The sequence below is a fragment of the Rhodopseudomonas sp. WA056 genome (genome assembly GCF_010906995.1).
Taxonomy (GTDB): Bacteria; Pseudomonadota; Alphaproteobacteria; order Rhizobiales; family Xanthobacteraceae; genus Rhodopseudomonas; species Rhodopseudomonas palustris_G.
On record NZ_QPFS01000010.1, the window covers coordinates 1 to 19260 of the forward strand.

Consider the following 19260-nt stretch of genomic DNA (forward strand, 5'->3'; position numbering starts at 1 on the left):
CTCTTCTTCAGCAGCGTCGTCCGCAGATTCTTCGGGCTCGGCCGCATGTCTCGCCCCTTGGGCCGGCCGTGCTCGTCGATGACCGTCGCCCAGCCGCCGAGCAGCACGACGTCGGGATGGGCTGCCATGTAGTCGACCTGGCGCGCCAGCCGGTCGGGCAGCGCGACATCGTCGGCGTCGAGCCGGGCGATCAGCGGGGCGCGGGCCGCGGCCAGACCGCGATTGAGCGCGGCCACCAGCCCGTCACGTTGCTGCTTCAGCACGACGATCCGCGGGTCGCCGGCCGCCGCTTCGGCCAGAATAGCGGGCGTGGCGTCAGTGGAACCGTCGTCGATCACCAGCAATTCGAGACCGGTCAGCGTCTGATTCCGGATGCTGCAGATCGCCTCGGCGAGCCAACGCTCGCCGTCGCGGACCGGCATGATCACCGAGACCTGGGGTTGCTCCGGCGGCACGCCATTCCCTCATCGCTCTGGCCGACCTTCGCGGGCGGCAGAGGAACTTAGACTCCGCCGGAGAAGGCAATGCAAGCGGCCGGCATTGACGCTGCGGACTCCGACCCGCTAGACCCGCGTCCCAGCGCTTCCGGCGCGGCCGGATCAACAAACGACGGACAGCACCTTGGATCAGACTGCCGACCGGCACGATCAGCCCTGGCTGTGGATGGACGTCTCGACCAGCGCGCGGGCGCGCTCAGGCCAGATGAACGGCACGCTCCGCGTTGAACAAAGTTACATCCGTGCGCTGTCGGCCGAAATGGCGGCAACGCTCAGGTTCTGCCGCTTCGACCCGCTGCGGCGCGATTACGTCGCGGTGGCTGCGCCGCCCGATCTGAGCGGCAAGCCGGTCGCGAGCAAGCCGAAATCCAGGTCGAGCAGCGGGATCGCCGCCACCCTGAAGCCGATCGGCAAGTCGGTCGAGCGGGCGGTCAAGACGGCGGTGCGAGGCGCGACCGCCTCGTTGCTGCGCAAAGCCAGCCACACCGAGCCGCTGCCGAAACTGGGCGGGGGCGGGCTCGGTGAAGTGCTGTTTCTCGCCGGCGAGAACTGGTCGCGGGTGGATTTCGCGGCCGTCGCGCGGATGCGCCGCGAGCGCGGCACCAGGGTCGCGGCGCTGTGCCAGGACTTCATCCCGGCGGTGGCGCCGCAGTTCTTTGCCGGCGGCGATTTCGTCGCGAAGTTCGATGCCTATGCACAGTTCCTGATTCAGGAAGCCGATCTGGTGGTGTCGATTTCGGAGGCGACCAAACGCGACATCCTCGGTTATGCGCAGCGCCACGGCGGGATGCGCGGCGATGTCGAGATCGTGCATCTCGGCGCCGATATTCCGGCGCCTCAGACGGCGCGGCGCCCTGCGGCTCTCACCGGCGCCCAGGCCGCACGCTTCGTGATCAGCGTTTCGACGATCCAGTCGCGCAAGAATTTCGACCTGTTGTACCACCTCTGGCGCCGGCTCACCGAGCAGAACACGCCGAATCTGCCGACGCTGGTGATCGTCGGCCAACCGGGATTCGGCAGCACCGATCTGCTGTGGCAGATCGCCAATGATCCGGTCACCGCGAACTCGATTCTGCACCTGCCGCGCGCCGGCGACGACGAACTGGCGTGGCTGTATCAGCAATGTCTGTTCACGCTGTACCCATCGTTCTACGAGGGGTGGGGGCTGCCGGTGTCTGAAAGCCTCGCATTCGGAAAGTACTGCCTCGCTTCCGACGCGTCGTCGCTCCCGGAAGCCGGTGCCGGCCTGGCGCGCCATCTCGATCCGTTCGATTTCGTCGCCTGGCGAGACGCCGTTCTTGACCTGATCGCGGCGCCCGAGCAACTTGCCCGTTACGAAGCAGCGATCCGCGCCGGCTATCGCCCGGTGACCTGGGCTCAATCGGCGACGCGGCTCACCGAGGTGTTGCGCGGTCTGGCCGCGACGGGGTCTGCTACTCACCCCAGATAGAGGTTACATGGTAACTACCGTCGCCCATCCGTCGCCGAATTCGGCGTTCGACCGGAGCCGTGCCTGGCTGTCGGCAGTCAGAGCGCCGGAGCGGCTGTTCGTATTGGCGATGTGCCTGATGTATGTGATGCACAGCATCTGGCTGGCACGCACCGTGCTGTGGTTCCTGGTGCTGCCGACGCTGCTGATCACGGCGCTGCCGCTGCGCAACTTCCTGCCGATCGTGAAGTCCGGCGTGTTCGTCGCCTCGACAGGGTTTCTCGCGGTGATCATCGTCACCTCGCTGCTCGGCGACGGCGTTTCGGGCGCGCTGTTGTGGAAGAACCTGCGCTACGTTGCGGCAGTGTTGGTGTTCGTCGCCATCGTGACCTATCTCGCCAGCCGTCGCGATGGGGATTTTCTCAGATTGCTGTTTCTCTGGTTGGCGCCGGTGGCGGCCTTTGCCGCGATCCGCGATATCGGCTCGTTCAGCAATTGGTCGCTGTCCGCGATGCTCTCGATGCGGCTGGAGGGCACCAAGGGGCTGAGCCTGTACTACAATTCCAACGTCGTCGGCCTGATCTACGCGATGCCGTGTGTCGGTGCGGTGGCGATCATGGCGACGCGCCGGCTGCGTTTCTGGCAATTTGTGTTGCTGTTTGTTTCTGCACTGGTGCTGCTGGCCGCAGTGCTGCTTTCGGGCAGCCGAGGTTCGCTGATGGCAGCGCTGGCCGGTATCGGCGTCGCAGTGCTGCTCGCGGCCAATTGGCGGGTCGCTGCGGCGGTCGCCGCACTGCTGGCGATCGCGCTGGTTGCCGCGCTGCTCACGCCGCTCGCGGGTGAATTGGTGCAGCGGAGGGACAGTCTGCGCTTCGAGCTGTGGCCAGTCTATCTGCACATGGTGACGTTGAAGCCGTGGCTCGGCTACGGTCTTGCCTTCGACACCCGAGTGATCTTGCCGAGCGGCACCGAAGTGATGAACGGCCACAACATCTTCATGTGTGCAGCGGTCCGCGGCGGCGTCGTCGCGGCTCTGGCGCTGGCAGCGGTTGTTGTGGCTTCGACGGCGAGCGGGTGGCGGGCATTTCGCAGGTCGGGAGAAGTCACCGCGCTGGCGCTGCTCGCGGCCGCTCTGGCGGCGAGTTCAGTCGATTACGAGATTCTCCCGAGCGATCTCAGCTATCTCTACATCCTGTTCTGGTTGCCGGTGGCGATCTGCCTCGGCGCTGCGCTGGCGACGACGGTGCGAGTTCCCTCCCGACGCGCTGCGGACCCGCCCCTCGACATCGCCGCGTCATAAAATCGATCGCGATCCGCCGCGCTCTGCTCACTGGATTGCCGGATCGATCCGCCATATTGTGGTCTCATCGCGATGTTTCAGGTGTTGCTATGATCTCACATCGACCGACTACACATCGACCGATCCGATTAGTCGCGCGGGCCGCTGCTGCTGCCTTCGCACTGTTGCTATCCGCGGCCGCCCCGTCGGTCGCCGCGGAACCGACCGCCGCCGGCCTGTGGCAACGCACCGACACCGGCAAGCCCGGCGGCAAGCCGGTGGTCTGGGTGCTGATGCTCGATCGCGGCAACAACATGTACGAGGGCGTCGTCGCCAAGAGCTTTCCGCAGGCCGGACAGCCCAACCTGACGGTCTGCGAGGAGTGCGAGGACGACCGCAAGAACCAGCCGATTCTCGGTATCTCGCTGATCCGCGATATGAAGCGGAAGGGCCGTGTCTATGAGAACGGCAACATCCTCGATCCGCGCAACGGCGATGTGTGGAAGGCGATGCTGACGGTCAGCCCCGATGGCCAGACCCTGACACTGCGCGGCTATCTGATGACGCCGGCGCTCGGCCAGGACGAGGACTGGTTCAGGCTGCCCGACGCTGCGATCTCGCAGCTCGATCCGGAGATCGTCGCCAAGTTCATGCCCGAGCAGGCCGCCACCCAGGCGGCGCAAGCCGGCAAACCGGCCGCCGCGCCGGGAACGGCCGGGAAGGCCAAGGCTCCGCCGGCCCCAGCCCCGAAGGGCGGCGCAATGGCGCCGGCCCCGGCGAAGTGAAGCGCAAGCCAAACGACGTCTGTTTCTGAGGATTGCGGCGAACAAACAAAAAAGAGCGCTCTCGGAATGAGGGCGCTCTTTTTTGTTGGTTGCTGTCCTGCTCGGACCCACGGGAGCCCGAGTCGATCATTTCAGGTCTGAACCATCCGAAGCTGAGCGCTTCTACTCGGTGGTCGCCGGAGCCGTCACCGCCGGCGGCGGCAGCGGCTGGCTCACCACGTCGGGGCCGCCGGGCTGCAGCGACAGCACCGCCTCGACCGCCGGCACCGCAGCGTCGGCCATCGCGGCGTGGCCTTCGGCGGTCGGATGAATCGCGCCGCCGTACACCGCCGAGACCACGCCCCAGGTCGCGTCATGGATGTCGGCCGGCTGGATCGCTGCGGCGAGACCCTGCGGATAGGTCATCGCGGCGAAGTAACTGTCGTTGGCGTCGCGGATCCAGCGGGCACGCGGCAGGTAAGCACGGTAGTTGCTGGCGCCGGCGCCGCAGGTCATCGGCGAGTTGCCGGCGGTGACGATGTCGGCGTTGAAGCTGGTGCCGTTCTGCGAGAAGCAGGCGCGATCGAATTCGGGATCGGTGGCGGCGCGGGCGCAGAAGCCGTGATCGGCGAAGGCCCGCTGATGGCTGTCGACGAAGGTCATCCGATCCGACGACGGATCGCGGCACAGCACCCCGTTGGAGCATTGCGCCAGATCCTTCAGCCGCGGCAGGAATTCGTTGTCGACGAACGAGGAGACCGCTCCGAGCCGGGTCGGATCGGCGTTGAACGAGGGATGGATGTCGAAGCCGGCCGGGCCGCCCGGGCACGGCGTGCCGCGATTGGATAGTGCGGGGTTGCCGTAGGCGACATAGACCACGCGCGATAGATCCCCGACCATCGGCTTCAGCGCCTCGCGCAGCCGCGCGAAATCCCGTGGCAGGGTGCGGGCCAGCGCGGTGCGCGATTCCTCGACCGAGCCGATCACGCCGGAGCGGCGGAACAGCGCCCGCTCGGTCGGCGAGTCGACGATGACGTCGGCCACGAGGCCCGAGAAGTTGATGTCGTTGGCGCCGATCGACAGCAGCACCAGGTCGAGATTGCGGTCCGGCTGACGGCGGTGCACCGCGGTGAGCGCGGCCCGCAGTTCGCCGAGCTGGCCGTCGACGCTGCCGGGACACGAGGTACCGGATTTGGTGCGGATGCACTCGCGGGCGCGCTGCGAGCCGAACAGCCCGTCGGTGATGGTGGCGCCGGTGCAGGCGAGCGGCAGATAGGTGACCGCGATGTGCGGGTGGCGGACCGCGAGCGCCAGCGCGGTGCGGGTCTGGTAGCTGTACAGCGAGCGGTGGCAGGCGGCGTTGAACCAGGTCGCCGAATAACGCTGCCAGTTCGCCAGTGTGTCGGGCGCCTCGCAGGCGCGGCCGCCTTTGAAGCCGGCCCGGCTCGGCCGGTAGAACTGGCCGATGCCGCTGCCGAGATACGACTTGAAGCAGAAGCCCTCGTCCGACAGCGCGATGGCGCGGTCCGGATTGCCTTCGCCGGAGCCGATCGAGTCGCCGAGGCCGGCGATGAAGAAATCCCGCACCATGATCTGGGTGGTGACGCGCAGCGGCGCATCCGCACCGCTGGTAATGTCGACGGAGGCGATCGTCGGCTTGCCGTAGCGGGCGCGGAAATTGATCGGCTCGGCGCAGTCCTGGGTGGCGTTGCGCGGACCGTCGCCGTCGTCGAACGTCCAGGCGCAGATCGCACCGACCGGGATCGCGCCGGCGAGCCGCACCGTCACCGGATGCTCGGTCGGGGTGAGGTAGCTTTCCTTGACGCCGTCACGGGTGCAGGGCTCGTTGACCCGGCCGGCGAGATCGATGCACAGCCGGTTGACGACGTTGCGGGCCCAGCCGCGGCCTTCGCTCTGCCGGCCGAGGGTCTGCTCGGACGCTAGCACCGTCAGGCCGGACAGCGCCTCGACCTGCTCGCGGAAGTCGCGCTCCTCGCGAAACAGCCGGAAGCGGTTGCGCACCTCCCAATCGATCTGGATCGAGCCGTCGGTGACCGGCACCGCCGTGATCGGCGGTGCTGCCGGCTGAGCCGCGCCCGGCGGGGCGGAAGCCGCGGGCTCGGAGCCGCCGAGCAACGGCGCCTGGGCGAGGGCGGGAGCGATCGGGGCGCCTGCCGCGCCGGTCAGCAGCAGCAGCAACGCCAGTGAGCGGATACGAGACATCGTGAACACGCGGCCATGAGCGATTTCGGTCAATGACGCTGCGGTTGAGGCCAAAATATGGGGCCCCGGCTGCTGCGGCGAGCGAATTTCGCGGTCAGAGCTTGGACGAACGCTGGGCCACCTGCCCGACCGGCGCGTGCGCCGGTGCAGCGGCGGTTGCGGCGTGACCGTTGCCGTTGCGGCGCTCCTGCCACGGCTTGATCACGCTGAGCCAGATCTCGCGCAGCCCCATGATCGAGATCGCGATCCCGAACGGCAGCAGGAAATACAGCACGCGGTAGATCAGCAGCGTGGCGATGATGTCCTCGCGGGCGAACATCGGCAGCGCAACCAGCATCGCGGCGTCGAACACGCCGAGGCTGCCGGGGGCGTGACTGGCGAAGCCGAGCAGGGTCGCAAGGATGAACACCACCGCCAGCGACACATAGTCGATATAGGGCTCGGCCGGCATCAACAGGTACATCGCCAGCGCGCAGAACCCGAGATCGACCACGCCGATCAGCACCTGCACCAGCGTCAGCTTGGCCGACGGCAGCACCACCTTCCAGCCGTTCTGGCCGAGTTCGCGGCGCTTCTTGCCGGTCGCCAGCCAGACGAAATAGGCGGCGATGCCGGCCAGACAGGCGACACCGATCAGCCGGTTGATCTGGTCGGGCAGCAGGTCCATCGCGCTGGCCGCGGCCGGGTGCCAGATCATGCCGATGCCGAGCACGAACAGATTGCCGAGCCAGAACGTCAGACCGGAGATGAAGCAGATCTTGGCGACGTCGATCGCCGACAGACCGTAGTCCGAATAGATCCGGAACCGGATCGCACCGCCGGTGAACACCGTGGCGCCGAGATTGTGACCGATGACGTAGGAGGTGAACGACGACAGCGCCGCGATGCGGTACGGCACGTGCAGCTTGCCGATCGTTCGCAGGGCGAAGAAGTCGTAGAACGTCAGGGTGCAGAACGCCCCCACCACGCACAGCGCCGCCAGCCCGATCTGGGTCGGGCTCTTCTCGGTCAGCGCGGTCAGAATGATGGTGTGATCGACCCCCTTGAGGGTACGGATCAGCGACGTAATCGCGAAGCCGATAATCAGGATGCTGGCGACGATACCGACCCGTTTCCAGCCGATATACGTCTTGAAGCCACGCCCCAGCGCGCTCAGCAGTCGATGCATTCGTCCTCCCGGCGGGGCGGCAACGCGACGGACACCGCCCGCAGCACCACATTGCTACCGGCATCCGACTTACTCATCCGCGCAATTCCTTAGGGCATAAATACCCCGTCGTGCAATCCGCCGTACTGTCACGCGCGGATCGCCACATCGATGAGACGACCGGCAGGATGCGCCCTTGACGTGACGCAAATGAGCCGGTCGACGGCTGCATGGCCGCCCCGAAGAGCCGCCATATCGGCCGCCCGCTGCCATATAGGCGCCTCGCCCGGTGCGCGCCATTGCGACGGCTTGCCCGGTCTGATCCGGAACGAACGTTCGCTGTCGCTGGTTAACGCCCCGACGGCCGCGGCAGGGCTTGCCCAGCGCCCGCCGGGCGCAACGAGAGAGGATCGGCAATGGGACTTTTCACTAAAGACATCAAGACGATGGATGATCTGTTCGTGCATCAGTTGCAGGACATCTACTACGCCGAGAAGCAGCTTCTGAAGGCGATTCCCAAGATGGCCGACAAAGCCTCGGATCCGATGCTGAAACAAGGGTTCCTGACGCATTTCGACGAGACCAAGGGCCACGTGAAACGGCTCGAGCAGGTCTTCGAAATGCACGGTGTCCAGCCCAAGGCGGTCGATTGCCCGGCGATCGACGGCATCATCGAAGAGGCCGATGAGACCGCCGGCGAAGTCGAGGACAAGAAGGTGCTCGATGCGGCGCTGATCAACGCCGCCCAGGCGGTCGAACACTACGAAATCGTGCGCTACGGCAGCCTGGTTTCGTGGGCCAAGCTACTCGGCCGCAACGATTGTGCAGCGGTGCTGCAAAAGACGCTGGACGAAGAGAAGGCGACCGACAAGAAGTTGAACACCCTGGCGGAGAGCCAGATCAATCTGCGGGCTGCCGGTTGAGTTACGACGGCGATGTGACGCTTCGATGAGGCCAAAGGCCGCGCGGATCTCCGGGCGGCCTTTGGTGATTCCGGCTGCCCGAGCCGGGCCTCGATGCTCAGGTTTTGCGCAAGGCGAAATATGCGCCGCAGAATGCCATCGCGGCGCCCAGCAGCAGGGTCGCCAGGCCGGCGATCACGCCTGCCGCGCTCGGTACCGCCGATGGCGCCGATGCGGCCCGGCCGGCGGCCGCGAGCACCAGCACCCCGACCGCAATCAGGAACTGGCGCAGCTTCGGCGGGATCTGGCCGGCGACCGCATGGTCCATCAGCCGCGCCGTGAAGTAACCACCGGCGAAGCCGCCGGTCGCCACCAGCCACCAGGCCAGCGCGGCGCTCGCCGGCATCAAGCTGCCGGAATCGCTGCGCCACAACCCGCCGAGATCGAGGCCGACGCTCTGCCCGAGCATGTGAAGCGCCAGCGCCAGCAACAGGCCGGAGACCAGCGCGCCGGCGAGGATCAGGCGGCGGGGATATGGGGTGGCTTCGGTATTCGGCATGGTTCGGTCCGGCGTGAGGCCGGATTGTAGAAAACCCGGCCTTTGCCGACAAGTTGCCGTTCCCGCTTCGATCGCGGTGGGCTGAACGCCGCATTGCGTCGCCGCCCGCGCTCCGGCAATGACGGCGAACCGGCAGGGGGCTTTCAGCGTGACGTCACGATCCGACCCGAGCAGCGACCACGGCGAACGCGGCACGGCTTACGCCTACAAGGCGTCGCTGATCGGTGCTGCGCGGCAATTCGAGCTCGGCGACGATGGCCTGATCTGGCGGGTCGGACCCAAGGCGGGGATCTGGCCCTATGCGACGATCACCAAGGTGCGGCTGAGCTATCGGCCGGTGTCGATGCAATCGCGCCGCTACCGCGCCGATATCGAGGACGCCTCCGGCGCACGGCTGCGGATTCTGTCGACCACCTGGCAGACGGTGGCGCTGATGGCGCCTCAGGACCAGGCCTACCGCACCTTCATGCTCGAGCTGCACCGGCGGATGCGCGACGCCGGCAGCCACGCCGAACTGATCGGCGGGCTGCGGCCGGCGGTGCATACTGCGGCTCTGGTGCTGATCGCCCTGGTCGCGGCGGCGCTCGCTGGTCTGCTGGCGCGCGCGGTGGCGGTGGGGTCGTGGTCCGGGGCGCTGTTTCTGGCCGGCTTTGCGGTGTTGTTCGGCTGGCAGATCGGCGGCTTCATCCGCCGCAACCGCCCGCGTCGCTACACGTTCGACGACGTGCCGAGGGATCTGCTGCCGTAGCCGCGACGGTTGGGCGAGAGCCGGGCTATTTGCCTTCCCGTACCACCAGCACCGAGCACGGCGCGTAGCGCACCACGTGGCCGGCGTTGGAGCCGAGGAAGTAGCTGCGCATTGCCGGTCGATGCGAACTCATCACGATCAGATCAGCGCCGATCGCCGCGACCTCTTCGAGGATCTCGTGATAGATTCCGCCTTGGCGGACGCTGGTCGACAGCCGCTGTGGCGGGATGGCGGAGGTGCGGGCGATCTCGGTCAGGGCCGCTTCGGCCGATTGCCGCTGCTGATCGTCGAAATCCGCCGGGACGTATTCGGCCAGCATTACCGGGGTCATCGCCAGCACGTGCAGCAGCCGGACTTTGCCGTCGTAGCTGTCGGCGAGCTTCGCGGCGGTCGTGATCGCCGGCCCGGCGAGCGCCGGATCGACCAGATCGATCGGCACGAGGATGGACTTGAACATCGCCGGAACCTCCTGATCAGCGGCAGGCGGCGCCATCGTCCTCCGTCAGCTCGCCTCGCGCAACGCTTTCGGGCTGACGAAATGCTGCAGCTTGCCGGTCCCGAACGAGGCGTCCGCCCAGTCGGCGATCGGAAAGTCGATCACCACCGCCGCAGCGGTCGGCATGCTGCCGGAGAGGTGCCGCCGCTCGGCCTCGTTGCAGGTGCAGGTGAGCGCCAGCGCCAGCTCGTGCAGGCCCGGATTGTGTCCGATCAGCATCAGCCGGTTGATGCCGGCGGATACCTCGTGGATGGCTTGCAGCAGTTGCGAGGCGCTCGCGCTGTATAGCTCCGGCAGGTACTCGACCTGCGGTTCGCTGCTCGCCGGAAACAGCTCGGACAGCACATCCCATGTTTGCCGGGTCCGGGTCGCGGTCGAGATCAGCACCTGGTCGGGCACCAGATGCTCGGCGGCGAGCCAGGCGGCGATCTCGGCCGCATCGCTCCGGCCGCGATCCTCCAGCCGCCGGTCATGGTCCTTGCCGCTCGGCGCGTCCCTTTCGGTTTTGGCGTGTCGAAGCAGGATCAGGCGGCGCATGAGTTCTTTCCAGCGGGCGGAGCTTTCGGATTAATCGGCAAGGGCGGACAGGACAAGGTGACAACCGTCCGTGCTGTCCGTATTGAACGCGTATCTCGCAAAATCGGCCCCTCGCTTGCGGATGCGCTCTTTAGGAAACGGCATGGATTTGCTCCCGACAAGTGCGACCAATGGACCGGGTGGTTTCGCTCCCGACCCCGGTGCGGAACCGCACGCGCGGCTGACCTTCGATCTCGATGTCGATCTGTGCGTGATCGGCGCCGGCCTCGCCGGTCTGTCGGTCGCGCTGGAGGCCGCGCAGGCCGGCCTCAGCGTCGCCGTGCTGGAGAGCGGGCGGATCGGCGGCGGAGCCTCGGGGCATCATCTCGGCACGGTGATGCCGGGCTACGGCGTGCCGATCGCAGACCTGATCGCGCGCGTCGGCCTCGCGCACGCCAGTGCGCTGTGGGCGTTGTCGCGCGAAGGCATGGAGATCGTCCGCGCCCGTGCCACGGAAGACGCGATGCCCGGCATCGCGCTGTCGGCCGGCGCGCTGGAAGTCTCCAACGTGGATCTCGGCGACCGCCTGGTCGAGCGATTGCAGACGCTCGGCGTCGACTTCGGTTCGGAGGTCGAGGGCTGGGCGATCGACAAGGTCCGCGACGTGCTGCGGACCGACCGCTATTTCCACGGCATCCACTACCCGACCGCGTTCCAGCTCGACGGCCGTTGTTATTTGCACGGGCTGGAGCGGCTGGCGCGGCAGGCGGGCGTGCGGATCTTCGAGGAAACTCCGGCGGTCGGCATCGACTTCTCCGGCATCCGCAAGCGGATCTTCACCCCACACGCCCGGCTGCGCGCTTCCGACATCGTGCTCGCCGGCAGCGTTCATCTCGGTGCGCCGTCGCGGCGGGTGACTGAAACATTGCTGCCGGTGTGGCGCGCAGCGGCGCTGACCGCGCCGCTCGGCGAACGCCTTGCCGAGGCGATCGCGTTCGCCGGATCGATCGCCGACACCGATGGTGTCGATCACTACCGCATCGTCGGCGGCGACCGCCTGATGTGGGCGAGCGGCGAGACCACTTTCGAGGTCGCACCGCAGCGGCTGGCGGGGATCGTCCGGCGTCGGATGCGCGCGGTGTTCCCGCAGCTCGGCGAGGTCGAGATCGCGCACTGCTTCAGTGCGGCGGTGGGGATGACGGTGCACGGCATGCCTCAGATCGGCGAGCTGCGCCCCGGTCTTTGGGTTGCAAGCGGTTTCGGCCGTCAGGGGCTTGCCGCCACAGCGATTGCCGGACGGCTGATCGCCCGGGGGCTGACCGATAACGACGAGCGCTGGAAGCTGTTTTCTCCGTTCGATCTGGTGTGGGCCGGCGGCACCATCGGTCGCATCGTCGGGCAGGGGGTGTATTTCGTCACCCGGGAGAGCGCACTCGCAGCCGGCGCGCTGGCGCGCTATCGCGAGCGCGCCGCCGCCCGGACCCGGATCCGGGACACCCGCGCCGAGGCCAAGCGGGAGGAGCGGCGGGCCCGGGTGGCGCTGTTGCGGGCTGCCGAATCTGCGAATGCCGCGCCCCCGAACGCGCCGTCGCGCCGTCCGGTCCCGCCGCCATCGGGCGAATAACTCCCGGCAGCGGCGCCGCCATGTCGCGACGCGGCCATCTCGCGACAATGTGAGCGGGCGAAAGGACTGCCGGTGTAACCTGAGACGCGGCCGGTTCGTATCTGACGGCAGTGCCGTCGGGGCGCCCGCGCCCGTCACGCAGGGAACACCACCATGATCGATCGCCGCATGCTGCTCGCTTCCGCCGCCCTTGCCGCCTTCTTCGGCTTCCGCTGGCTGCGGCCGGACGCCGCCCGCGCGGCCGAGAAGTTCGAGATCGAAAAGACGCCGGAGGAATGGCGCAAGCAACTCACGCCGATGCAGTATCACATCCTGCGCGAGGAGGGCACCGAGCGGCCGTTCTCCAGCCCGCTGCTCAAGGAGCACCGCAAGGGCACCTTCGCCTGCGCCGGTTGCGATCTACCGCTGTTCTCGTCCGATACCAAGTTCGACAGCGGCACCGGCTGGCCGAGCTTCTGGCAGCCGCTGCCGAATGCAGTAGGGGAGCGTACGGATACCACGCTGGGGATGACGCGGACCGAGGTGCACTGCCGCCGCTGCGGCGGCCATCTCGGTCATGTGTTCGATGACGGACCGAAGCCGACCGGGCTGCGCTATTGTATGGACGGCTTCGCGCTGACCTTCCACCCGGCGACGCCGAACCCGAGCTGACGCGCAACGGGTCGCGACAATCGCGTGAAAGACTTGCTTCCGCGTCTCAAACACTGCGGCTGGCGTGGGGAAGTCGCCGGCCTTCGGTTGACAATCCGAGCGTCGCTCCCGCATATCCCGGGCACATTAACATTCGGAAATGTGGCGGCCGGCCCTGATGCAACCTGTGGTGTCGCAGCCGGGGGGCTCCCGTAGCCTGCTGGCCATTCTCGCGGCGGCGATCGTTCTGCCGGTTGTTCTCGCAGCGATCGTATTTCCGACGCCGCTCTACGACACCCGTGAACTGGTCGCGTGGGGGCGCCACTTCCCGCTGATCACGCCGGTGCATCCGCCGATGATGGTGTGGGCCGGCGGCTTGGTCGACCGCCTGTTCGGTCCGTCCGGTACCGCGATCGTCGCCGCCAATCAGGTGCTGATGGTGATCGGGTTCGCGTATCTCTACGCGATCCTGCGGCTGCTGGTCGAACGCACGATGGCGATCTATCTGATCGTGCTTGCCGGCACCTCGTTCTATGCGGTGTCGGCGCCGCTGTCCTGGGCGCTCAACGCCGATATCCTGCAGCTCACCTCGTGGCCGGCGGTGATCTATCACTTCCTGCGCGCGCGGCAGAGCGACCGCTGGTCGCATTGGATCCTGCTCGGGATCTGGGCGGCGGTCGCGGCGCTGACCAAGTACAACGCCGCGGTGCTGTTTCTGGCGATGGCGATCGGCCTCGTCGCAGTGCCGTCGTTCCGGCGCTGCCTGGCTCGGCCAGGATTGTATGTGGCGGCGCTGATCGCCACGCTGCTGCTGCTGCCGCACGTCATCACCGCGCTGAAGTTCGGCAGCACCCTGGCTTATGGCGAACGCCACTTCACCGGGTTCGGCTCGTTCAGTGACAGCGCCCGACGGGTCGGACTGTTGGCGGCCGGCTACCTGCTGCTGCTGCTGCCGGGCGCGGTGATCGTCGTGGTGTCGAGCGCGCGGCGCATGATCACGGTGCGGGTACCGCGGTTCGCGGACGCAAGCGACGATCTGAAGTTCATCGTGATCGTCAACGTCGCGATGCTGCTGATTCTGCTCGGCCTGATCCTCGTGCTCGGGCTGGAATACATCGCCCGCTATGGCGCGCCGTTCTCGCTGCTGGCGGTGCCGGCGCTGGCGCCGCTGCTGCGCTGGAACGAGCCGCGCCGAAAGACCTGCGAGCGGCAGACCGGCTGGACGCTGGCGGGGCTGTACGCGGTGCTTACCGCCGCAGCGGCGATCGCCTACCTCGGGCCGGCCTCGCACAGCGGGCTGCAGGAGCCGACCGCCGATGCGGCACGCCTGATACTCGACGATTGGCGCAGCCAGTACACCTGCGGCCCGGGCTATTTCCTCGGCGACCGCCAGACGGTGTACGGCATCGGCATCGCCGCCGGTCCCGACGCCGACTCCACCACCATCCACTTCATCCCGGCGACGCGCTGGTTCGATCAGCGTAAGTTCGACGACAGGGGCGCCGTGCTGGTCTACACACTGCCACAGGTGCCGGCGCAATTCGCGGCCGCCTATCCGGGCCGGGCGATGTCCGAGGAGAAACGCATCGACGTGCCGGTGCTGCGCACCCGCAACGGCAAGACAAAAGAGTACTACTACCGGTTCGTCGCACCCAAAGCGTGTGGCAGGTAGCGTCTCGGAAAACGTTTCGGAATGGCGGGGATCAGATTTGCCCGGCGCGTCAGCCCGCCAGCGCCCGCCATTTTTCGGCGGCGTCGATCGCTGCCGGACGCAGCCCATCGGCGGGCAAACCGCGATGCAGGGCCTTGGCGTATTCGCAGATCGCCATGAAGGTCGATGAGCGGGCCTCGTCGACCTCGCAGGAGTGAACGTTGCCGGCGCCGTGGATGTAGCTGATCAATCCCTTCAGCGTCGACACTGCGGAACGCGGTTCCGCCGATTCGGTTTGGTGCAGGCAGGACAGCACCCGCTGGGCGATCTCGATCTCGGTCATGGTACGCTCTTGGGCAACGCTCGCGGACAAACATGCTCGGGCCGGAATGAGGGCCTCGATGCCACGCCCGAATGTCGGGAGAAATGATCTGGCTCAATGCGATAGCCCAACGTTCCTGAGCCGGCGATCACATTGACGCGAACGCAGCGTCCGCCGCGCAATTGCCCGCCGCAGCCCGCCGATCAGGCCCGTTCGGCCATCGCCTTGCGAAGGATTTTCGACAGATCCTCGACCGAATATGGCTTGTGCAGCAGCTCGAAGCCGTGGTCCTCCTCGGCGAGCATGTGGGCGTAGCCGGAGTTCAGGACGACCGGCAGTTCCGGCAATCGCTTCTTGATCTCACGGCCGAGCGTCACCCCGTCCATCCCCGGCATCGCGACATCGCTGAGCACCAGATCGAACCTGCGGGCGTTATCGCCGAGCAGCGCCAGCGCCTGCTCGCCGGACGAGGCCAGCACCGTCTGGTAGCCGAGATCCTGCAGCAGTTGCGTGGAGAATTCGCCGACCTCCGTGTTGTCCTCGACGACCAGGATGCAGCCGCGCTGCCGGCCGTCGACGGCGTCGCTGCCGGTTCCGTTGCGGCGTTGGACCGGCTTGTCGCTCAGCGGCAACCGCAGCGTGATGGTGGTGCCGCGTCCGATGTCGCTGTCGACGTGGATGCTGCCGCCTGATTGCTGCACGAAACCGTAGACCTGCGACAATCCGAGCCCGGTGCCGCGACCGATGTCCTTGGTGGTGAAAAACGGCTCGAAGATTCGTTCGATCTGCTCGCGCGGAATGCCGCAGCCGGTGTCGGCGATCGACACCGCAACGAAGCCGCCATGTCCGGCTGCGGTCTCTTGCGGCGTCGGCGCAGACCGGATCAGCGACACTGTGAGCCTGCCGTGGCCGTCCATCGCGTCGCGCGCATTGGCCAGCAGATTGACCAGCGCCGCATCGAACTGATTGGGGTCGGCCTCGACCGGCAACGGGCGCTCGGTGATGTCGAGATGGAACGCCGCGCGCGAGCCCAGCGCCGTCCGCAGCATGTCGGCGATTTGCTCGAGATGTGCGGCCGCATCGAATACTTCGCGGTTCTGCGCGTGGCGGCGCGCGAAGGTGAGAAGCTGGCCGGTCAGCTTGGCGGCGCGATCGGCGGTGTCGGAGATCGCATCGACGTAGCGGCGAATCCGCTCCGGTGGAAGCTCGCGCCGGCGCAGGAGATCCGCCGACGAACGGATCACCGTCAGCATGTTGTTGAAGTCATGGGCGACCCCTCCGGTGAGCTGGCCGATCGCCTCCATCTTCTGCGCCTGCCGGAACGCTTCTTCGGCCTTGCGCCGCTCCGTGATGTCGACCGCCTCGGGAACGATCGCGATCACCTTGCCTTGCGGATCGTGTACCGGGCGCATCTGGTAATCGAACCAGCGCCAGCCGCCGACCGGCAAGTTGATGTGAAGTTCGCGCCGGACCGGATTGCCGGACGCGACGGCAGCGACGTCGCTGCGGATCTGCTCCGCCATGCCTGGCGTGGCGGCGAACCACGGGGTGTCCCATACCGGTTTGCCGATGACCGCGTCGGGCTCGGTGCCGATGCCGGCCAGCGAGGTGCGATTGGCGTCGAGCACCACGCCGTCGATGTCGAGCAACGCCTGATAGGTGTAGCTCGCGGCGAAGATGGTGCGGAGTCGCGCCTCCTTCTGCTGCAGCTCGGCGGTGCGCTCCGCCACCTGCTCCTCGAGCTGTTCGTTGATGTCGCGCAGCGCCGCCTCGGCTTTCTTCTGCTCGGTGACGTCGCGAAAGTACACCGAAATGCTGTTGCCGTTGGCCGGCGTCACCCGCAATTCGAACCAGCGCCTGCTCGGCGGATCGTAGCTTTCGAACTCGCAAGCGACGCGCTCGATCATGGCGCGGCGATAGGCTCGCTCGATTTCGGTCCCGAGCAGCATCGGGTAGACGTCCCAACACACCTTGCCGATCAGCTCGCCGGCGCTGCTCCGGATCAGCCGCTCAGCGGCGGCATTGACGTAAGTGAAGCGGTACTCCTCGTCGAGCGCGATGAAACCGTCGCTGATCGACGCCAGAATGCCCTCCGCTTGCTTGCGGGCCGCCTGCGCCTCCTGGCGCAGCGCGTACTCGGTGCGCAGCGCGGTCCGCCGCAGCGCGGCGGTGTCGAGATTGGCGCGGACCCGCGTGAGCAGTTCACGGGCGCTGAACGGCTTGCTGAGATAGTCGTCGGCGCCTGCCTCCAATCCCTCCAGCCGGGCCTCCTCTCCGGCGCGCGCGGACAGGAAGATCACCGGCAGGTCGGCGAGCGCCGGGTCGCTGCGCAGTGCTCTCAGCAGGCCGAGACCGTCGAGCCGCGGCATCATCACGTCGCTGAGCACCAGATCCGGCCGGCGCTGCTTAACGGCCTCGAGCGCCGCAGCGCCGTCGCCGACTGCTTCGACCATATAGGCGTCGCCGAGCAGCCGGGCGACGTAGTCGCGCATGTCGTGATTGTCGTCGGCGAGCAGGATGTGCGGCCGATCGGCTGCCGGGGCGGTGACGAATCCGAGATCCTGCGCCCCGGAGGCTGCCGGCAGATCATCGCTGCGGCCGTCGCCGAGCCAGCCGATCGCCTCGTCGAGATAGGCCTGGGCGCGGACATTGGTCGAGACCTGCAGCGCGGCGTGACGGGGGCGGTCGGCCGGAAGGTGGGCGGCGCCGAATGGCAGCGTGACGCGGAAGATCGAGCCGCGGCCGATCTCGCTGTCGACGCTGATCGAGCCGCTGTGCAGCTTGATCAATTCCTGCACCAGTGCGAGCCCGATGCCGCTGCCTTCGATCGAGCGGCCGCGCGCGCCCTCGACCCGGCGGAACCGCTCGAACAGATGCGGAATCTCGGTGGGCGGGATGCCGGTGCCGGTGTCTCGGACCTCGACGACCGCGTGGCGGCCGTCGGCAGCGGCGCGGACGCTGATCGCAATCTCGCCGTCGAAGGTGAACTTGAAAGCGTTCGACAGCAGGTTGAGGACGATCTTTTCCCACATGTCGCGGTCGACATGGACCGGCTGCGGCAGCGGCGGCGCATCGATCACCAGGCGCAGGCCGGCGCGGTCGAGCGCGGAACGGAAATTCGACGCCAGTTCGGCCGTGAACGACGACAGATCGACCGGAGTGAAATGAGCGGTGACCCGGCCGGCCTCGATCCGGGCGAAATCGAGCAGGGTGTTGACCAGCTTCAGCAGGCGCAGACCGTTGCGGTGGGCGACGCCGAGCAGCGAGCGCTGTTCGTCCGGGATGGCGTCGCGGCCGAGCGCTTCTTCCAGCGGACTCAGCATCAGCGTCAGCGGCGTGCGGAACTCGTGGCTGACATTGGAGAAGAACGCGGTCTTGGCGCGGTCGATCTCGGCCAGCGCTTCGGCGCGGCGGCGCTCCTCCTGATAGGCGTCGGCATTTGTGATCGCAGCCGAGATTTGCCCGGCCGCCAGAGCGAGAAAGTCCTGATAGGCGGTGTCGTACAGCCGAAACGGGTTCAGCCCCGCGATCAGGAAGCCGGAGCGGCCGGTGTCGCCGCTTGCCGGGATCGGCAGCACGACCGCGCGATTCGGCGACTGGCGCCAGCCGCCGGTCGGAAACACGACGCCGAACCGGGCGTCGAGATCCGGCACCAGAACCGGCGCGCTGAGGCGGCTGGCTTCGGCGACCGGCCAGAGTTCTTCGTCGCCGGCGAGCGCCAGCGTCTGCTTGACCGCCGGGTGGCTCGCATCGATTCCGGCGGAAGCGGCTAGCTCGGCGCGGCTGCCGCCGGGCGCGGTGAGATAGATCAGCGCGAACGGCAGGTCGCGGGAATCGGTGGCGAGCGCCACCGCGCTGCGCTCGCAGGCCTGGGCCACGCTGCGGGATTCGGCGGCGCTGGCAGCAAGGTCGCGCAGCAGCGACAATTGACGTGCAGTGATGACGCGCTGGGTGTCGTCGGTATTGGCGCAGAAGATGCCGCCGGGGGAGCCGTCGTCGGTCGGAATCGGGCTGTAGGAGAAGGTGTAGTAGGTCTCCTCGGGAAAGCCGTTGCGCTCCATGATCAGGAGCTGGGCCTCCACATAAGTGCCCTCGTGGCCGCTGGTCGCCTTGGCGAGCAGGGGGGCGATGTCCTGCCAGATCTCCGACCAGACGTCCGAGGTCGGGCGGCCGAGCGCCCACGGGTGCTTGCCGCCGATGATCGACTTGTAGGGATCGTTGTAAAGATAGGTCAGCTCCGCACCCCAGCCGATCCAGATCGGCTGCTGCGACGTCAGCATGATACGGACGGCGGTCTTCAGCGCCTGGGGCCAGTTCTCCGGCGGGCCGATCGGGGTCGACGCCCAATTGAACGCGCGCATCAGTGACGCGAGTTCGCCGCGGCCCAGAAACAGACTGTCTTGGCCCGCATCTGTGCGGCCCGAGCGCCCTCCGGGCGTGTCTTCAGCCAAGTGATCCCCCGATCAACCCCTG

Annotated in this window: 16 protein-coding genes; 8 read left to right on the top strand and 8 right to left on the bottom strand. The window is 67.3% G+C overall.

Annotation, left to right across the window (positions count from 1 at the left end; all coding sequences use genetic code 11):
* Nucleotides 1-455: glycosyltransferase family 2 protein (locus DU475_RS03880; RefSeq protein WP_164630801.1), on the bottom strand; the 455-nt coding region annotated here is incomplete at its 3' end.
* A 166-nt stretch (nt 456-621) separates the two neighbouring features.
* Here DU475_RS03880 and DU475_RS03885 point away from each other — a divergent pair.
* The 3 genes from DU475_RS03885 to DU475_RS03895 all read left to right on the top strand — a co-directional run bounded on the left by DU475_RS03885 (nt 622) and on the right by DU475_RS03895 (nt 3990).
* Nucleotides 622-1947: a glycosyltransferase family 4 protein gene (locus DU475_RS03885; RefSeq protein ID WP_164630803.1), complete on the top strand. Its 1326-nt coding sequence runs from the start codon at nt 622-624 to the stop codon at nt 1945-1947.
* Between the two features lie 7 nt (nt 1948-1954).
* Nucleotides 1955-3226, top strand: coding sequence for an O-antigen ligase family protein (locus DU475_RS03890; protein WP_164630805.1), 1272 nt, complete (start codon nt 1955-1957; stop codon nt 3224-3226).
* 89 nt (nt 3227-3315) lie between these two features.
* Nucleotides 3316-3990 (top strand): DUF2147 domain-containing protein, encoded by a 675-nt coding sequence (locus DU475_RS03895; RefSeq protein WP_047308628.1) that lies wholly within the window; start codon nt 3316-3318, stop codon nt 3988-3990.
* 162 nt (nt 3991-4152) lie between these two features.
* Here the strand turns inward: DU475_RS03895 and DU475_RS03900 are convergent, their stop codons facing one another.
* Both DU475_RS03900 and DU475_RS03905 read right to left on the bottom strand, forming a co-directional pair.
* Nucleotides 4153-6192: an SGNH/GDSL hydrolase family protein gene (locus DU475_RS03900; protein WP_164630807.1), complete on the bottom strand. Its 2040-nt coding sequence runs from the start codon at nt 6190-6192 to the stop codon at nt 4153-4155.
* 94 nt (nt 6193-6286) lie between these two features.
* Nucleotides 6287-7360 carry a putative bifunctional lysylphosphatidylglycerol flippase/synthetase gene (locus DU475_RS03905; protein ID WP_013501180.1) on the bottom strand — a complete coding sequence of 358 codons (1074 nt, stop codon included), beginning with the start codon at nt 7358-7360 and terminating at the stop codon, nt 6287-6289.
* A 395-nt stretch (nt 7361-7755) separates the two neighbouring features.
* Between DU475_RS03905 and DU475_RS03910 the strand changes: the two genes are divergently transcribed.
* On the top strand, nt 7756-8262 hold the full coding sequence (locus tag DU475_RS03910) for a YciE/YciF ferroxidase family protein (RefSeq protein ID WP_013501182.1): 507 nt from the start codon (nt 7756-7758) through the stop codon (nt 8260-8262).
* Nucleotides 8263-8359: 97 nt separating this feature from the next.
* Here the strand turns inward: DU475_RS03910 and DU475_RS03915 are convergent, their stop codons facing one another.
* Complete coding sequence (locus DU475_RS03915) at nt 8360-8800, bottom strand: hypothetical protein (protein WP_013501183.1); 441 nt, start codon at nt 8798-8800, stop codon at nt 8360-8362.
* A 118-nt stretch (nt 8801-8918) separates the two neighbouring features.
* Between DU475_RS03915 and DU475_RS03920 the strand changes: the two genes are divergently transcribed.
* Nucleotides 8919-9548, top strand: coding sequence for a hypothetical protein (locus tag DU475_RS03920; RefSeq protein ID WP_164630808.1), 630 nt, complete (start codon nt 8919-8921; stop codon nt 9546-9548).
* A gap of 25 nt (nt 9549-9573) precedes the next feature.
* On the opposite strand, the gene DU475_RS03925 is transcribed toward DU475_RS03920, so the two are convergent.
* Together DU475_RS03925 and DU475_RS03930 are read right to left on the bottom strand one after the other, a co-directional pair.
* Nucleotides 9574-10005, bottom strand: coding sequence for a universal stress protein (locus DU475_RS03925; protein ID WP_047308639.1), 432 nt, complete (start codon nt 10003-10005; stop codon nt 9574-9576).
* A 45-nt stretch (nt 10006-10050) separates the two neighbouring features.
* Entirely contained in the window at nt 10051-10581 is a 531-nt protein-coding gene (locus tag DU475_RS03930; protein ID WP_047308629.1) for a SixA phosphatase family protein, read from the bottom strand.
* A gap of 142 nt (nt 10582-10723) precedes the next feature.
* Between DU475_RS03930 and DU475_RS03935 the strand changes: the two genes are divergently transcribed.
* From DU475_RS03935 to DU475_RS03945, 3 genes are all read left to right on the top strand, one after another.
* Nucleotides 10724-12184, top strand: a complete 1461-nt coding sequence (locus DU475_RS03935; protein ID WP_164630811.1) for an NAD(P)/FAD-dependent oxidoreductase — start codon at nt 10724-10726, stop codon at nt 12182-12184.
* 153 nt (nt 12185-12337) lie between these two features.
* Nucleotides 12338-12835, top strand: coding sequence for a peptide-methionine (R)-S-oxide reductase MsrB (msrB, locus tag DU475_RS03940; RefSeq protein ID WP_013501188.1), 498 nt, complete (start codon nt 12338-12340; stop codon nt 12833-12835).
* Between the two features lie 157 nt (nt 12836-12992).
* A complete protein-coding gene (locus DU475_RS03945; protein ID WP_164630813.1) occupies nt 12993-14486 on the top strand; it encodes a glycosyltransferase family 39 protein in 1494 nt (497 codons plus the stop codon).
* Nucleotides 14487-14535: 49 nt separating this feature from the next.
* Here the strand turns inward: DU475_RS03945 and DU475_RS03950 are convergent, their stop codons facing one another.
* Together DU475_RS03950 and DU475_RS03955 are read right to left on the bottom strand one after the other, a co-directional pair.
* The gene (locus DU475_RS03950; RefSeq protein ID WP_164630815.1) at nt 14536-14808 is read right to left on the bottom strand and encodes a hypothetical protein; all 273 of its coding nucleotides are present in this window, start codon (nt 14806-14808) and stop codon (nt 14536-14538) included.
* A gap of 182 nt (nt 14809-14990) precedes the next feature.
* Nucleotides 14991-19148, bottom strand: coding sequence for an ATP-binding protein (locus DU475_RS03955; RefSeq protein WP_246700235.1), 4158 nt, complete (start codon nt 19146-19148; stop codon nt 14991-14993).
* Between the last annotated feature and the right edge of the window lie 112 nt (nt 19149-19260).

What these genes read in the sequence shown, in the direction of transcription:
- DU475_RS03890 (WP_164630805.1), top strand. Translation starts at nt 1,955, where the DNA reads ATGGTAACTACCGTCGCCCATCCGTCGCCGAATTCGGCGTTCGACCGG.
- DU475_RS03895 (WP_047308628.1), top strand. Translation starts at nt 3,316, where the DNA reads ATGATCTCACATCGACCGACTACACATCGACCGATCCGATTAGTCGCG.
- DU475_RS03900 (WP_164630807.1), bottom strand. Translation starts at nt 6,192, where the DNA reads ATGTCTCGTATCCGCTCACTGGCGTTGCTGCTGCTGCTGACCGGCGCG.
- DU475_RS03905 (WP_013501180.1), bottom strand. Translation starts at nt 7,360, where the DNA reads ATGCATCGACTGCTGAGCGCGCTGGGGCGTGGCTTCAAGACGTATATC.
- DU475_RS03910 (WP_013501182.1), top strand. Translation starts at nt 7,756, where the DNA reads ATGGGACTTTTCACTAAAGACATCAAGACGATGGATGATCTGTTCGTG.
- DU475_RS03915 (WP_013501183.1), bottom strand. Translation starts at nt 8,800, where the DNA reads ATGCCGAATACCGAAGCCACCCCATATCCCCGCCGCCTGATCCTCGCC.
- DU475_RS03920 (WP_164630808.1), top strand. Translation starts at nt 8,919, where the DNA reads ATGACGGCGAACCGGCAGGGGGCTTTCAGCGTGACGTCACGATCCGAC.
- DU475_RS03925 (WP_047308639.1), bottom strand. Translation starts at nt 10,005, where the DNA reads ATGTTCAAGTCCATCCTCGTGCCGATCGATCTGGTCGATCCGGCGCTC.
- DU475_RS03930 (WP_047308629.1), bottom strand. Translation starts at nt 10,581, where the DNA reads ATGCGCCGCCTGATCCTGCTTCGACACGCCAAAACCGAAAGGGACGCG.
- DU475_RS03935 (WP_164630811.1), top strand. Translation starts at nt 10,724, where the DNA reads ATGGATTTGCTCCCGACAAGTGCGACCAATGGACCGGGTGGTTTCGCT.
- msrB (WP_013501188.1), top strand. Translation starts at nt 12,338, where the DNA reads ATGATCGATCGCCGCATGCTGCTCGCTTCCGCCGCCCTTGCCGCCTTC.
- DU475_RS03945 (WP_164630813.1), top strand. Translation starts at nt 12,993, where the DNA reads ATGCAACCTGTGGTGTCGCAGCCGGGGGGCTCCCGTAGCCTGCTGGCC.
- DU475_RS03950 (WP_164630815.1), bottom strand. Translation starts at nt 14,808, where the DNA reads ATGACCGAGATCGAGATCGCCCAGCGGGTGCTGTCCTGCCTGCACCAA.
- DU475_RS03955 (WP_246700235.1), bottom strand. Translation starts at nt 19,148, where the DNA reads ATGCGCGCGTTCAATTGGGCGTCGACCCCGATCGGCCCGCCGGAGAAC.